The sequence below is a fragment of the Streptomyces sp. TP-A0356 genome (genome assembly GCF_001417775.1).
Lineage (GTDB): Bacteria > Actinomycetota > Actinomycetes > Streptomycetales > Streptomycetaceae > Streptomyces.
Genome location: NZ_BBZJ01000021.1, coordinates 222,208 through 236,628 on the forward strand (window position 1 = coordinate 222,208; position 14,421 = coordinate 236,628).

Genomic DNA, 14,421 nt, shown 5'->3' on the forward strand with positions numbered 1-14,421 from the left:
CGGCGGGCGTAGCCGTGGCGCTGCGTACGGGGGACCTGTCAGCGCGGCGTCCACCTCCGCCCGCATCCCCGCGTTTCTCTGATTGCATGATCAGCGCACGAACCACGAGCCGCTGCGTCGTGGTCCTCCTCGCCCTGTTCACCGTCCTCCCCACGGCCAAGGCCGCGGCCGACCCCGCGACCCCGCACCCCCTCCCGGGCCCCGAGCCGGAGGCCGAACTCCTCCCCGAGGTGCGACCGGGCCAGATGCTCCCGCCCGCCATGTACACCCCGGCCCGCACGGTGGACGCGATGGGGCTGTCGGGGCCGCGGGCCCGGCACTGAACGCCCACGACCGGTACCGGCACCCGGCACCGAAGAGCCGTCGGAGCCCTCTGAGACACTGGGGGCGCGATGACAAGTTCTGAGACAGCCCCGCTCCGCGCCCGTGCCGAGATCGACCTCGCGGCCCTGCGGGCGAACGTACGCACCCTGCGCGCCGTCGCCCCCGGCGCCGCCCTGATGGCCGTGGTGAAGTCGGACGCGTACGGCCACGGGGCGGTGCCGTGCGCCCGTGCCGCCGTCGAAGCCGGCGCCGAATGGCTCGGCACCGCCACCCCCGAGGAGGCCTTCGCGCTGCGCGCGGCGGGCCTGCCGGGGCGCGTCCTGTGCTGGCTGTGGACCCCCGGTGGCCCCTGGCGCAGGGCGATCGAGGCCGACGTCGACGTCTCCGTGAGCGGTCTGTGGGCCCTGGAGGAGCTGCGCGAGGCGGCGGCCGCGGCCGGGGCGCCCGCCCGCGTCCACCTCAAGGCCGACACCGGCCTCGGGCGCAGCGGCTGCCAGCCGGCCGACTGGCCCGAGCTCGTCGCCGAGGCCCTGCGTGCCCAGGCGGACGGGCTGCTCACCGTGGTCGGCCTGTGGTCGCACTTCGCCTGCGCCGACGAGCCCGGCCACCCCTCCATCCAGGCCCAGCTCACCCGCTTCCGCGAGATGGTGGCGTACGCCGAGGAGCAGGGCGCACGGCCGGAGGTGCGCCACATCGCCAACTCGCCCGCCACGCTGACCCTGCCCGAGGCCCACTTCGACCTCGTCCGGACGGGGATCGCGATCTACGGCCTCTCGCCCAGCCCCGAGGTCGGCAGCCCGGCCGAGCTCGGACTACGCCCGGTGATGACCCTGAAGGCCTCGCTCGCCCTGGTGAAGCAGGTCCCCGGCGGCCACGGCGTCAGCTACGGCCACCTGTACACCACCCCCGGCACCACGACCCTCGGCCTGGTCCCGGTCGGCTACGCGGACGGCATCCCGCGCCATGCCTCGGGCACCGGCCCGGTCCTGGTCGACGGCAAGCTGCGTACGGTCGCGGGCCGGATCGCCATGGACCAGTTCGTGGTGGACCTGGGCGGCGACGAGCCCCGGCCCGGCACCGAGGCGATCCTCTTCGGTCCCGGAGACCGCGGCGAGCCCACCGCCGAGGACTGGGCGCAGGCGGCGGGAACCATCGCTTACGAAATCGTGACCCGGATCGGAACCCGTGTGCCGCGCGTCTACGTGAAGGTGAATGCCTAACAAGGTGGGTAACCCACACGGGTGAGTCTGGGCAGGCGTACGGCAGGACGAGCGAAGCCCCCGGGGAGGAGCGGGACGTGAGCGAGAGCAGCGCGGAGACGGCCGTGGAGGCCGTCAGGAGCGCGGCCGCCACTGCCGCCGGGAACTGGCGCATCGCCGGTGTCGCCGGCGCCGCGATAGGCGTGGTCGCGGCGGGCGCCGCGGCCGGTGTCGCCATCGAGCGGATGACGGTCGGCCGCGGCATGCGCCGCAAGGCCCGGCTCGCCCTCGACTCGGCGGGACCGTACGGAGCCCTGCGCGGCACCCCCGGCAAGGCGCGGGCGGACGACGGCACCGAGTTGTACTACGAGGTCGACGACGTCGAGCCGGAGGGCGGCTCGGCACCACGCCGCCGCCGACTCTTCGGGCGCAAGGCCCCGGCCCCGGTCACCGTCGTCTTCAGCCACGGCTACTGCCTCAACCAGGACTCCTGGCACTTCCAGCGGGCCGCTCTGCGCGGCGTCGTCCGCACCGTGCACTGGGACCAGCGCAGCCACGGCCGCTCCGCGCGCGGGATGGCCCAGGCCGACGGCACGCCCGTCTCCATCGACCAGCTCGGGCGCGACCTCAAGGCCGTGATAGACGCGGCCGTGCCGGAGGGCCCGATGGTGCTCGTCGGTCACTCCATGGGCGGTATGACGGTCATGGCCCTCGCCGACCAGTACCCCGAGCTGATCCGCGACCGGGTCGTCGGCGTCGCCCTCGTCGGCACCTCCTCCGGGCGCCTCGGCGAGGTCAACTTCGGGCTTCCGGTCGCGGGCGTCAACGCCGTGCGGCGCATACTCCCCGGCGTGCTGAAGGCGCTGGGGCAGCAGGCCGCGCTGGTGGAGAGGGGGCGCAGGGCCACGGCCGACCTGTTCGCGGGGATCATCAAGCGGTACTCGTTCGCTTCCCGGGACGTCGACCCGGCCGTCGCCCGGTTCGCGGAGCGGATGATCGAGGGCACGCCGATCGACGTGGTCGCCGAGTTCTACCCCGCCTTCACCGACCACGACAAGACGAAGGCGCTGGCCCGCTTCGCCGGTCTGCCGGTGCTCGTACTGGCCGGCGTCCAGGACCTGGTCACCCCGAGCGAGCACAGCGAGGCGATCGCCGGTCTGCTGCCGGACGCCGAACTGGTGCTCGTGCCGGACGCGGGGCACCTCGTCATGCTGGAGCACCCCGAGGTCGTCACGGACCGCCTCGCCGACCTCCTCGTGCGCGCGGGAGCGGTCCCCGCAGGGGCTACCGTGGGTGGCTATGGAAGCACCAGCACCGCACAGCCCGGCTGAGGCCCCGATGCCGGGCGTCACCACCGAGTTCACCGTCACCTCCCCCGAACAGATGCAGGAACTGGGGCGCCGTCTCGCCAAGCTGCTGCGCGCCGGCGACCTCGTGATGCTGAACGGCGAGCTGGGCGCGGGCAAGACCACGCTGACCCGCGGCCTCGGCGAGGGACTGGGCGTGCGGGGCGCGGTCACCTCGCCGACCTTCGTGATCGCCCGTGTGCACCCGTCCCTCGGGGACGGCCCGCCGCTGGTCCACGCGGACGCCTACCGCCTGGGCGGCGGGCTGGACGAGATGGAGGACCTCGACCTCGACATCTCGCTGCCGGAGTCGGTGGTCGTCGTGGAGTGGGGCGAGGGCAAGGTCGAGGAACTGACGGACGACCGGCTCCACGTGGTCATCCACCGCGCCGTCGGGGACACGACCGACGAGGTGCGGCACGTCACCGTCACGGGGCTCGGACAGCGCTGGGCGACGGTGGACCTGGGTGTGCTGTCGGCCTGAGCGGCCCGGTGCGTTCGTATCCTCGGTCGACTCCTCGGCCGACCGTGCCGACAAGCCGTCGGCAAAGTGTTGCGCCGCAGGTACCGGGCGTGGTCACATGGACATCAGTCCATGGTTAGGTCTGCCTAAGTCTGCCTGGCCATGCCCGCCCCCGCGACTCCAGGAGGCGTCCATGCCGGCTTCAGAACGAGACGAGACGCCGCCGCGCGTGGTCGCCGGGACCGCCGGAGTGTCGATGCGGGACCTGCTGGCGTCGTGCGCCGCGGCGAAGGTGATCTCGACACCGCCGCGGGACCCCGCACCTCCGCAGCCCCGCCCGACGCCCGCGACCGAGGAGCACCGTCGCGCCGCGTAGGCCCCCCGGCGCGGCATGCGCTCCCGGCTACTTGATGACGACGACCTTCGTGTTGAAGGTCGCGAACTCCCACATCGCCGTGCCGTCCGCTCGGGACTCGCGGATCCCGCCCAGCTTCTTCGAGGCGTCGGGCGGGGCCGTCGTGCCGTCCACCGCCGCGCTGAAGCCGAACACGACGCTGTCGCCGGCCACCGCGAACCGCACGATGTGCTCCACCGCCGTACCGTCCGATCCGGTGCCGGTGGCGGACCGGGAGTTCACCGGGTACGTGCCCGGGGCCGGGTCCACCGTCCCCGGTGTGACGCCGAACGTGCGCTGGACCTTGTTGTCCGCGCCGACCAGCCACACCCGGTTGTCGCCGAGCGAGTACACCACCCGCTCACCGGTGCCCGAGCCGCCCGGCAGCGCCGTCGGGTTCTTCGTGTCCCGGGGTGACCTCGACGGGCCGTGCGCCGGGGACTTCTTCACCTGCGGCTTGCCCAGCGAGTCGGGCACGTGTGCCGACGCCTGGAAGGCGAGGAAACCGACAGCCATGATGGCCGCCGCGGTGAGCCCGGCCACGATTCCCGAGCTGCTCCTAGCCACCCTGTGCCCACCTCTCGACCCAGCACGCGGAAGTACGCGTCGCCCGTGTCCCTCGTACGACGTACCGATTCGCTTGCCGATTCGGTCGTACGTCTTCGCTGTGACGGTAGCAGCAGGCGCGGGCCGGACCGGGTCGGCCGTGCGCCGGGCGCGGGCGCCGTAGGCTGTTTGCGTGCTCTTGCTCGCTCTGGATACCGCCACCCCCGCCGTCACCGTCGCCCTGCACGACGGCACGTCCGTCGTCGCCTCGTCGAGCCAGGTGGACGCTCGTCGACACGGGGAGCTGCTGCTGCCCGCCGTCGACCGGGTCCTCGCCGAGGCGGACACACGGCTCGACGCCGTCACCGGCATCGTCGTGGGCGTGGGCCCCGGCCCGTACACCGGGCTGCGCGTCGGCCTGATGACCGCCGACACGTTCGGGCTCGCGCTCGGCGTGCCCGTCCACGGCCTGTGCACCCTCGACGCCCTCGCCTACGCCTCCGACCTCACCGTGCCGTTCGTGGTCGCCACGGACGCGCGCCGCAAGGAGGTCTACTGGGCGCGCTACGACAACGCCCGGACCCGTGTCACCGAGCCCGCCGTGGACCGGCCCGCGGACATCGCGGAACAGGTGGCGGGGCTGCCCGCCGTCGGCGCCGGCGCGCTGCTGTATCCCGGCACCTTCGAACAGGCGCGCGAGCCCGAGCACGTCTCGGCGGCGGCGCTCGCGTCCCTGGCGGTCGAGAGGCTGGCGGCGGGCGAGGAACTGGCCGCGCCCCGTCCGCTGTACCTGCGCCGCCCGGACGCGCAGGTGCCCAAGAACTACAAGGTGGTCACCCCCAAGTGACCGCGCCCGTGACGCCCGAGCTGCGCGAGATGCGCTGGTGGGACATCGACTCCGTACTGGGCCTCGAGAAGGACCTCTTCCCCGAGGACGCCTGGTCGCGGGGCATGTTCTGGTCCGAGCTGGCGCACTCCCGGGGTCCGGAGGCGACCCGGCGGTACATCGTGGCCGTCAAGGGCGAGCGGGTCGTCGGATACGCGGGGCTGGCGGCCCAGGGCGACCTGGGTGACATCCAGACCATCGCCGTCGCCCGCGACCACTGGGGCACGGGTCTCGGCGGCCGGCTGCTGACCGAGCTGCTCAGGGCCGCGACCTCCTTCGAGTGCGCCGAGGTGATGCTCGAATGCAGGGTCGACAACGTGCGCGCGCAGAAGCTGTACGAGCGCTTCGGCTTCGAGCCCATCGGCTTCAGGCGCGGCTACTACCAGCCGGGAAGCGTGGACGCCCTGGTGATGCGTCTGACCACCGTGCCCGACAGCGGCTGCGCTGCGGGCTCCGAATCAGTACAAGGAACCGAGAGCAATGGCTGACGAACCCCTGGTCCTGGGGATCGAGACCTCCTGCGACGAGACCGGTGTCGGCATCGTCCGCGGTACCACCCTCCTCGCGGACGCCGTCGCGTCCAGCGTCGACGAGCACGCGCGCTTCGGCGGGGTGGTGCCGGAGGTCGCCTCCCGCGCGCACCTGGAGGCGATGGTGCCCACGATCGACCGGGCGCTGAAGGAAGCGGGGGTGAGCGCGAAAGACCTGGACGGTATCGCGGTCACCGCCGGGCCCGGTCTGGCCGGCGCGCTGCTGGTCGGCGTCTCGGCGGCGAAGGCGTACGCGTACGCCCTGGGCAAGCCGCTGTACGGCGTCAACCACCTCGCCTCCCACATCTGCGTGGACCAGCTCGAGCACGGCGCCCTGCCCGAGCCGACGATGGCGCTCCTGGTGAGCGGCGGACACTCGTCCCTCCTGCTGTCCACGGACATCACGTCGGACGTACGCCCCATGGGCGCCACCATCGACGACGCGGCGGGCGAGGCCTTCGACAAGATCGCGCGGGTGCTGAACCTCGGCTTCCCCGGCGGCCCGGTCATCGACCGGTACGCGAAGGAGGGCGACCCGGCCGCGATCGCGTTCCCGCGCGGTCTGACCGGGCCGCGCGACCCCGCGTACGACTTCTCCTTCTCCGGCCTGAAGACGTCCGTGGCCCGCTGGATCGAGGCGAAGCGAGCGGCGGGGGAGGAAGTGCCGGTACGGGACGTGGCGGCCTCCTTCCAGGAGGCGGTGGTGGACGTGCTGACCCGCAAGGCCGTACGGGCCTGCAAGGACGAGGGCGTCGACCATCTGATGATCGGCGGCGGTGTGGCGGCGAACTCGCGCCTGCGCGTGCTGGCCGAGGAGCGGTGCACCGCGGCCGGGATCCGGCTGCGGGTGCCCCGCCCCAAGCTGTGCACGGACAACGGCGCGATGGTCGCGGCCCTGGGAGCCGAGATGGTCGCCCGGGGGCGGGCCGCCTCTGACTGGGATCTGTCGGCGGACTCGTCGCTTCCGGTGACGGACCCGCATGTGCCGGGCCACTCGCACAGCCACGATCACGTGCACGAGATCAGCAAGGAGAACCTGTACTCGTGACCGTCGCCCTGATGTGGGAGGCCCGGGCCGCCGCCGGACGGGGCGAGGAGCTGCTGGCCTGGGCCCGGGAGCAGAAGCTGACGCCCGCGCCGCTGCGCCGCGAGACCTTCCGCGCGCCCCAGGACCGGGTCCTGATCATCACGTGGTGGGATGCGTCGTACGACGCCGACCTTCCCGAACTCCCCGAGCCTGGCGGGGAGTTGGTGACCCGGGCGGTGCACCGGTGGCGGTTCGAGTCGATGGACGGGTGAGGAGCCGGGGACTTCAGCCTCCGTTGCTCCCAGAGGTGGGCGCCACGGTGTTGCCGGTGACCGAGCCGCTCGCACCGTCGATGGTCACCAGGTGCCGGACGCCGTCGGTGCCCAGCACCTCGACCTCCCAGGCGCTTCCGCCGCCCTGCTGTCCGACCACGCGCAGCGCGTCCGCCTTCCCACCGGGGACCGCCTTGGTGGCCGCCTGGACAGCCTTGTCCGCCGCGACCGCCGGCACCGGCGCGGGCGCGAGATTCCCCTGAGTTCCCTGGGCTCCCTGGGTGCCCTGGGTGCCTTGAGCCGCCTGGGACTTGTCGTCCTGGCCGCCGTCCGTGCCTCGGCCGTTCCCGTGCCCTCGGAACCTTCCCTCGTCGCCGTCGCGGGTGTCGCCACCGCGGGTCTCGTCGCCGCCCCGCCGGTCCTGCTCCGCCGCGACGCGGTCGTGTCCGCCCCTTCCTTCGTGGTGGTGCTCCGCGAGTGCGGCGGCGCCCACGGCGGCACCGCCCAGCAGGACCACCGCGGCGCCGACAGCCACCACACGGCTGCGGCCCAGCCGCGGAAGGCGCCGCCAAAACAGCTTCCTGGCCTGCGTGGACTCGGGGTGTTCCGGCGGGACGGGCTGGGACATGCTCGGCTCCTGATGGTTCGGCCGGCCCTGCGCCGGCTGCTGCGGTCAGCTTGGAGCGCCGTTGCTGAAGCCAGGCTGAAGGCAGCTGAAGGCGTCTTCAGGAACCTCGCGGACGGCATGCGAGGCTGTACTCCGTGCGCGTACTGGTGGTGGAGGACGAGAAGCGGCTCGCCGCCGCCCTGCAGCGCGGGCTGACGGCCGAGGGATTCACCGTCGACGTCGCCCACGACGGGAACCAGGGGCTGTGGCTCGCCCTGGAGCACGGCTACGACGTGATCGTGCTCGACATCATGCTGCCCGGCCTCAACGGCTACCGCGTCTGCGCCAGGTTGCGCGCGGCCGGCAGCGAGACGCCGATCCTGATGCTCACCGCCAAGGACGGCGAGTACGACGAGGCCGAGGCGCTGGACACCGGCGCCGACGACTTCCTGTCCAAGCCGTTCTCCTACGTGGTCCTGGTGGCCCGGCTCCGGGCACTGCACCGCCGCACCGGCCACCGGCTCCCCGCGACACTCGCGCTCGGCGACCTGGTCATCGACCCGGCCCGCCGCACCTGCGTCCGCGGCGGCAGCGAAGTGCGGCTGACCACAAGGGAGTTCGCGATCCTGGAGTACCTGGCCCGCCGCGCGGGCGAGGTGGTGTCCAAGCGCGAGATCCTCCAGCACGTCTGGGACTCCGCCTTCGAGGCCGACCTCAACCTCGTCGAGGTCCATGTCAGCGCCGTCCGTCGCAAGATCGACACCCCCTTCGGGCGGTCCGCCCTGGAGACCGTCCGCGGTGCCGGATACCGGCTGGCGGCCGACGGTGGCTAGGGCGCTTCTGACGGGTCTGCGTGGGACAAGGAGCGGCGTCCGGTGCGTGCTCTCGGCGTGCCGGGCGGAAGTCCTCGTGGCGGCGCTGCTGGGCTTTCGCGCGGTGCGGCGAGCGGGGGCGCCTCCCGGCCGAAGGCTGGGGGCGCGTGCCGGGTGTCGCGACGCCGCGGAGATCCGTCAGAAGGGCCCTGGACGATTCGCCCGCGAGGGCATCCCGGCCGCGACCCGGCGTCTGCGCGCCACCGTGCTGCGGCATGCGCGGCGCCTGTGGCCGGGGTCCGTGCGGGCGCGGGCGACACTCGGGGCGACCGCCGTCGTCGCCGTCGCGCTGAGCGCCGCATCCTTCGCGCTGCTCGGCATCCTGCACGCCAACCTCCAGCGCAACGCCAACGACGCCGCCACCCAGCAGGCGAACACCGTGGGCCGGCTGGCCGCCCAGGGCAGGCTCCCGGACCCGTTGCCGCTCGGCCACGGCGCCGACTTCATCCAGGTCGTCGACGCCCACGGACGCGTGCTGGCCGCCAGCCAGAACCTCGCCGGCCGAACGGCCGTGGCCCACCTCCGTCCCCACGACGGCAGGCTGCGCGCCACCTGGTCCGGCGAGCCGTTCGAGGACGGGCACCGCCAGCGGATCGTCGCCGTCACCGCCCGGACCCCCGGCGGCACGGTCGTCGTGTACGCGGGCACGTCCCTGCGGGAGGCGGACGCGGCCGACGAGATCACCGCGGTCGCGCTGGGCATCGGAACACCGCTGCTCCTGGCCACGGTCGCGCTGGTCACCTGGTGGGTGACCGGGCGGGCGCTGCGTCCCGTGGAAGCCATCCGGTCCGAGGTCGCCGAGATCACCGGACACGCCCTGCACCGCCGGGTCCCGGTCCCGGCCGCCCAGGACGAGGTCGCCCGACTCGCCCGCACCATGAACGCCACCCTCGACCGGCTGGAGGACGCGGTCGTCCGCCAGCGCCGGTTCATCGCCGACGCCTCCCACGAACTGCGCAGCCCGATCACCGTCCTGCGCACCCAGCTGGAGGTGGCCCTCGCCCACCCGGACCCGGCGCTGTGGCCGGACCTGCTCGGCGACGCCCTGGAGGACACCGTCCGGCTCCAGGACCTCGCCTCCGACCTGCTGCTGTTGGCCCGTCTGGACGCGGCCGAGCCCGTTCAGCGTCACCCGCTGGACCTGGCCGAACTCTGCCGCACGACCGTCGCCGTGCGCCACGGCGACCGGATCCGCATCGACACCAGGCTGGAACCCGGCGTCGTCGTCGAGGGCAATCGCGGCCGGCTCACCAGGCTCCTGACCAATCTGCTCGACAATGCCCAACGGCATGCCGGCGGGCGAATCGAGCTGGCCCTGCGCGCCGATCGGGGCACCCGGACGGCCGTGCTGGAGGTGAGCGACGACGGGCCGGGCATTCCGGACGCCGACCGCGACCGGGTCTTCGAGCGTTTCACGCGCCTGGACGACGCCCGCAGCCGCGACCTCGGCGGAGCCGGCCTCGGCCTGGCCATCGCCCGCGACATCGCAACCCACCACCACGGCACCCTCACCGCCGAGCCCCACCCGCACGGCGCCCGCATCGTCGCCCGCATCCCACTCTCACGGTCCGAACTCTGACGGCTCCATCCTCGTCCGGACCCCGAGGGCCCGGGCCGCGGCGGCGTCCCGGGTGGAGCCGGCGACGAGTCTGGCGGAGCGCAGCAGCACCGGGGCGCCACCGGCGTGGTGCGGGCGCGTGACGGTCGCCTGAAGGCGCACTGAGAAGCGTGAGATTATCCGAAGAATGCCGGTCAGGCGTCCCTGCTCGTAATAATTCCGACTTACGTTCCTCTGTGTGACTTCAGAAGAGGAGCACGGGGGCGGGGACACCGAGAGGTACGGCGGCCGGCGGTCACGCGTGTGGAAGGTCGTCGGCGCCGTGGTCGCGTGCGGACTCGTGCTCTCGGTCGCCGGGGCGGCCTGGGCGTACTGGCGGTTCAACCACAACATCAGGAGCGTCGACATCAACAGCGCGCTGGGCGACGACCGTCCGGCGCGCGCGCCGGTCCCGACGCCCTCCACGTCCACGCTGCCCAGCGGCGCCCTGAACATCCTGGTCCTGGGCTCGGACTCGCGCAGCGGTACGGCGAACGCGGCGCTAGGCGGCGGCGACAGCTCCGGCGCCCGCTCGGACACGGCGATGGTGGTGCACATCGAGGCGGGCCGTACCAGGGCGACGGTTGCGAGCATCCCGCGCGACACCCTGGTGACCCGGCCCTCGTGCCCGCTGGCGTCGGGCGGTACGACGGCGGTGGCGTACCGCACGATGTTCAACAGCGCCTACTCGGTGGGCGGACCGGTCTGCGCGGTCAAGACGGTCGAGTCGATCACCGGCATCCGCATGGACCACTATCTGGAGATCGACTTCTCGGGCTTCGCGAAGCTGGTGGACGCGCTCGGCGGGGTCACGGTCACCACGGACCAGGACATCAACGACGACAAGAGTCATCTGCGGCTGACGGCGGGCACCCACCATCTGGGCGGCACGCAGGCCCTGGCCCTGGCCCGCACGCGCCACGGGATAGGCGACGGCAGCGACCTGGGCCGTATAGGACTGCAGCAGAAGCTGGTGAAGGCGCTGTTGGAACGGATCGCCTCGACGGACGTGCTCATCGACCCCACGAAGCTGTACCGGGTCGCGGACACGATCACCGGCAGCCTGACCACGGACACGGGCCTGGACTCACTGCCGGAACTGATACGCCTGGGCCAGAGCCTGCAGGGCCTGACGTCGCAGCACGTGCGGACGGTGATGATGCCGGTGGTGACGGCCCCTTCTGACCCCAACCGGGTGGTGGCGAACGAACCGGCCGCGAGTGAGCTGTGGAGGTCGCTCCGCTGACGTCACGTCGGGCGGCGGGGGTGAGCTCCGCGCTGCGGCGGGGTGCGACCGGCGCGCAGAGAATTCCTCGAAGAGATTCCGCGAGCGTGTCGATCCGGGTGTCTCCCGTTCGACGCAGGGGTGAGGGGCCGGGAGGAGCCCGGCCCCGAGACCCGAGGAGTCACCATGCCGCGTTACCTGTCGCTCGTGCGCATCGACGAGACCACCGCGCCGCCGGAGGGCCCCAGCCCCGAGCTGATGGAACGGATGGGTGAGCTGATCGAGGAGGTCACCAAGGCCGGGGTGATGCTCGACACCGCTGGGCTGTTGCCGTCCGCCCAGGGCAAGCGGGTCCGCTGGGAGGGCGGCAACCTCACGGTCACCGACGGACCGTTCACGGAGGCCAAGGAGGTCGTCGGCGGGTACGCCATCACGCAGTGCAAGGACATGGACGAGGCCGTGGAGTGGACCAAGCGGTTCGCGAGGGTGCACGAGGAGTACTGGACGATCACCTGTGAGGTACGGGAGATCGCCGAGGCGTGAGAGAACCTTGGCGCTCGTCCGCCGGGGGTGTTGCATGGTGGGCTGTGGAACAGCAGCCCACCACCGCCCCGGCCCCCGACGGCCCCGCCCACGCCCTCGAGACCGTCTTCCGTATCGAGTCGCCGCGTGTCATCGCGGCTGTCGCGCGGATCGTCCGGGACGTGGGGATCGCCGAGGAGCTGGCGCAGGACGCGCTGGTCGCCGCCCTGGAGCAGTGGCCCCGGGACGGCGTGCCCGACAACCCCGGCGCCTGGCTGACGGCCACCGCCAGGCACCGCGCGATCGACCTCGTACGCCGCCGGGAGCGGTACGCGCGCAAGCTGGCGGAGGTGGGCCGGGACCTGGAGGCGGCGCCGTACCACCTCGACGCGCCGGCCGACCCGGACGACATCGACGACGACCTGCTGCGGCTCGTCTTCACCGCCTGCCACCCCGTCCTGTCCGCCGAGTCCCGTATCGCGCTCACCCTGCGCCTGCTCGGCGGGCTGACGACGGCCGAGATCGCCCGTGCGTTCCTGGTGCCGGAGGCCACCGTCGCCCAGCGCATCGTGCGGGCGAAACGGACGCTCGCGGCGAAGGGCATCGCCTTCGAGGTGCCCTACGGACCCGAGCGCGAGGCGAGACTCGGATCCGTCCTGGAGGTCATCTACCTGATCTTCAACGAGGGGTACGCGGCCACCGCCGGCGACGACCTGCTGCGCCCCGCCCTGTGCGAGGACGCGCTCCGGCTGGCCCGTGTGCTGGCCGAGTTGATGCCCAAGGAGCCGGAAGTGCACGCGCTGGCCTCCCTGCTGGAGTTCCAGGCGTCCCGCGCGGCCGCCCGCACCGGCCCCAAGGGCGAGCCCGTCCTGCTCCGGGACCAGAACCGGGCCCGCTGGAACCGCATGCTCATCGCCCGCGGCGTCCTTGCCCTCGGCCGCGCCGACGCGGCCGCCACCGGGGCACCGGGCCCGTACGCCCTCCAGGCCGCGATCGCCGCCTGCCACGCGCACGCGTACACGTACGAGGAGACCGACTGGGCGCGTATCGCGATCCTGTACGGCCTGCTGGCGGCCCGGTCGCCGTCGCCCGTGGTCGAGTTGAACCGCGCGGTCGCCGTCTCGATGGCCGAGGGCCCCGGAGCGGCCCTGGAGATCGTCGACGGCCTCGCCACCGAACCGGCCCTGCGTGACTATCACTTGCTGCCGAGCGTCCGCGGTGACCTGCTGGTCCGCCTGGGGCGCACGGCCGAGGCCCGCGCCGAGTTCGAACGCGCCGCCTCCCTCGCCCGCAACGAACGGGAGCGGGAGATGCTGGAGGCACGCGCGGAGGACTGCCGCCGGGCCGGGCGCCAGGGCTAGGGCTGGACGGGGTGCCCCAGCAGCATCGTCGGCCCGCCCGTCACCCGTGTCAGGAACACGGTCACCGCGTTCGCCCCGTGCGGCTTGGGCAGCACCTTGTGGCGCAGTTCCTCCGGCTCGACGGCCGAGCCGCGCTTCTTGACCGTCAGGACCCCGACCTCCCGCTCTCGTAGCAGCGCCTTCAACTTCTTCACGTTGAAGGGGATTCGGTCGGTGATCTCGTACGCGGTGGCGTACGGGGAGGCACGGTGCTCGTCCGCCGTCACATACGCGATCGTCTCGTCGATCAGCCCCCCGTCCAGTTCCTCGGCCACCTCCGCCACCAGGTGCGCGCGGATCACGGCGCCGTCGGGTTCGTAGAGGTAGCGGCCGGGCGGGCGCACCGGCGGATCGGGCAGCCCGCGGCCGCGCAGCACGCGGGGGCCGGGCAGCAGCGTGGCCCGTACGAGCCCCGGCTGCGTACCGAACCACAGCACCGCCTCCTTCACGTCCCCGCCGTCCGAGATCCACTCGGCCTCGGCCCCGGCGGGCACCGCCTCGTGCGGGATCCCCGGGGCGACCTTCAGAGCGGCATACGGGGCCTTCCGGGCCGTCGCCACGGCCCAGGACAGCGGGGGCGCGTACGCCTCCGGGTCGAAGATCCGGCCCCGGCCGCCCCGCCGTGCCGGGTCGACGAAGACGGCGTCGTACGAGGACACGTCCACGTCCATGACATCGGCTTCGCGTACCTCGATGAGCGCGGACAGGCCCAGCGCCGCGGCGTTCGCCCGGGCCACCCGAGCCGTCAGCGGGTCGCGGTCCACGGCCAGCACCCGGATCCCCGCCCGGGCGAGCGCGATCGCGTCGCCCCCGATGCCGCAGCACAGGTCGGCGACGCAGGTCACGCCCAGCGCCCGCAGCCGCTCGGCGCGGTGGGCCGCGACGGTGCTCCTGGTGGACTGCTCGACGCCGTTCGGTGTGAAGAACATCCGCTCCGCGTCCGCGCCGAACTTCGCCGCCGCCCGTTCGCGCAGCCGCGCCTGCGCGAGGGCCGCCGAGACCAGCTCCGCGGGGTGTGCTCGGCGCAGCCGGGTCGCGACGGCCAGCTCCTGGGCCGGGGCGGTGCCGCGCACCTCGTCGAGGAGGGCGCGGCCCTCGGGGGTGAGCAGGGAGGCGAAGGTGAGGTCGTTCACGGGGTCATTGTCGGCCAGTCGGTGGATGACGTGCGTCCGGTCGCGGTGTCGAACCGCCGTGTCGGTCCACGGCTGGAA

General features: G+C 73.1%; 17 protein-coding genes. 14 read left to right on the forward strand and 3 right to left on the reverse strand.

Annotated features, from left to right (window positions below; translation table 11 throughout):
• Positions 1–86 precede the first annotated feature (86 nt).
• The 5 genes from ASC56_RS21945 (at position 87) to ASC56_RS21965 (ending at position 3,708) form a co-directional block, all read left to right on the forward strand.
• On the forward strand, positions 87–323 hold the full coding sequence (locus ASC56_RS21945) for a hypothetical protein (RefSeq protein WP_159039680.1): 237 nt from the start codon (positions 87–89) through the stop codon (positions 321–323).
• A gap of 69 nt (positions 324–392) precedes the next feature.
• A complete protein-coding gene (gene alr / locus ASC56_RS21950) occupies positions 393–1,544 on the forward strand; it encodes an alanine racemase (protein WP_055493198.1) in 1,152 nt (383 codons plus the stop codon).
• A 77-nt stretch (positions 1,545–1,621) separates the two neighbouring features.
• On the forward strand, positions 1,622–2,854 hold the full coding sequence (locus ASC56_RS21955) for an alpha/beta fold hydrolase (protein ID WP_055493199.1): 1,233 nt from the start codon (positions 1,622–1,624) through the stop codon (positions 2,852–2,854).
• Complete coding sequence (gene tsaE / locus ASC56_RS21960; protein WP_055493200.1) at positions 2,823–3,353, forward strand: tRNA (adenosine(37)-N6)-threonylcarbamoyltransferase complex ATPase subunit type 1 TsaE; 531 nt, start codon at positions 2,823–2,825, stop codon at positions 3,351–3,353. Before ASC56_RS21955 ends, tsaE begins: the two co-directional genes overlap by 32 nt.
• Before the next feature lie 172 nt (positions 3,354–3,525).
• Entirely contained in the window at positions 3,526–3,708 is a 183-nt protein-coding gene (locus ASC56_RS21965) for a hypothetical protein (RefSeq protein ID WP_055493201.1), read from the forward strand.
• Between the two features lie 27 nt (positions 3,709–3,735).
• Here ASC56_RS21965 and ASC56_RS21970 read toward each other — a convergent pair whose 3' ends face one another.
• Complete coding sequence (locus tag ASC56_RS21970) at positions 3,736–4,293, reverse strand: hypothetical protein (protein ID WP_107309312.1); 558 nt, start codon at positions 4,291–4,293, stop codon at positions 3,736–3,738.
• Positions 4,294–4,465: 172 nt separating this feature from the next.
• On the opposite strand from ASC56_RS21970, the gene tsaB reads away from it, so the two are divergent.
• The 4 genes from tsaB to ASC56_RS21990 are packed head-to-tail and all read left to right on the forward strand — an operon-like array spanning position 4,466 to position 6,987.
• Entirely contained in the window at positions 4,466–5,119 is a 654-nt protein-coding gene (tsaB, locus tag ASC56_RS21975) for a tRNA (adenosine(37)-N6)-threonylcarbamoyltransferase complex dimerization subunit type 1 TsaB (RefSeq protein ID WP_055493203.1), read from the forward strand.
• A 29-nt stretch (positions 5,120–5,148) separates the two neighbouring features.
• Complete coding sequence (gene rimI / locus ASC56_RS21980; protein ID WP_055493380.1) at positions 5,149–5,646, forward strand: ribosomal protein S18-alanine N-acetyltransferase; 498 nt, start codon at positions 5,149–5,151, stop codon at positions 5,644–5,646.
• The gene (gene tsaD / locus ASC56_RS21985) at positions 5,639–6,736 is read left to right on the forward strand and encodes a tRNA (adenosine(37)-N6)-threonylcarbamoyltransferase complex transferase subunit TsaD (RefSeq protein ID WP_055493204.1); all 1,098 of its coding nucleotides are present in this window, start codon (positions 5,639–5,641) and stop codon (positions 6,734–6,736) included. The genes rimI and tsaD overlap by 8 nt, the downstream gene beginning before the upstream one ends.
• Positions 6,733–6,987, forward strand: a complete 255-nt coding sequence (locus tag ASC56_RS21990) for a hypothetical protein (protein WP_055493205.1) — start codon at positions 6,733–6,735, stop codon at positions 6,985–6,987. The genes tsaD and ASC56_RS21990 overlap by 4 nt, the downstream gene beginning before the upstream one ends.
• A gap of 13 nt (positions 6,988–7,000) precedes the next feature.
• Here ASC56_RS21990 and ASC56_RS21995 read toward each other — a convergent pair whose 3' ends face one another.
• Positions 7,001–7,615, reverse strand: coding sequence for a PepSY domain-containing protein (locus tag ASC56_RS21995; RefSeq protein WP_055493206.1), 615 nt, complete (start codon positions 7,613–7,615; stop codon positions 7,001–7,003).
• 134 nt (positions 7,616–7,749) lie between these two features.
• Here ASC56_RS21995 and ASC56_RS22000 point away from each other — a divergent pair, with 134 nt between their 5' ends.
• The 5 genes from ASC56_RS22000 to ASC56_RS22020 all read left to right on the forward strand — a co-directional run bounded on the left by ASC56_RS22000 (position 7,750) and on the right by ASC56_RS22020 (position 13,171).
• Positions 7,750–8,427 (forward strand): response regulator transcription factor, encoded by a 678-nt coding sequence (locus ASC56_RS22000; RefSeq protein ID WP_055493207.1) that lies wholly within the window; start codon positions 7,750–7,752, stop codon positions 8,425–8,427.
• Between the two features lie 244 nt (positions 8,428–8,671).
• Positions 8,672–10,045: an ATP-binding protein gene (locus tag ASC56_RS22005; protein WP_371330241.1), complete on the forward strand. Its 1,374-nt coding sequence runs from the start codon at positions 8,672–8,674 to the stop codon at positions 10,043–10,045.
• Positions 10,046–10,262: 217 nt separating this feature from the next.
• Complete coding sequence (locus ASC56_RS22010; protein ID WP_199836039.1) at positions 10,263–11,309, forward strand: LCP family protein; 1,047 nt, start codon at positions 10,263–10,265, stop codon at positions 11,307–11,309.
• Between the two features lie 165 nt (positions 11,310–11,474).
• Positions 11,475–11,831, forward strand: coding sequence for a YciI family protein (locus ASC56_RS22015; RefSeq protein ID WP_055493208.1), 357 nt, complete (start codon positions 11,475–11,477; stop codon positions 11,829–11,831).
• 44 nt (positions 11,832–11,875) lie between these two features.
• Positions 11,876–13,171, forward strand: coding sequence for an RNA polymerase sigma factor (locus ASC56_RS22020; RefSeq protein WP_055493209.1), 1,296 nt, complete (start codon positions 11,876–11,878; stop codon positions 13,169–13,171).
• Here the strand turns inward: ASC56_RS22020 and ASC56_RS22025 are convergent.
• A complete protein-coding gene (locus ASC56_RS22025) occupies positions 13,168–14,343 on the reverse strand; it encodes a class I SAM-dependent methyltransferase (protein ID WP_055493210.1) in 1,176 nt (391 codons plus the stop codon). The two genes, ASC56_RS22020 and ASC56_RS22025, sit on opposite strands and share 4 nt — an antisense overlap.
• Positions 14,344–14,421 lie beyond the last annotated feature (78 nt).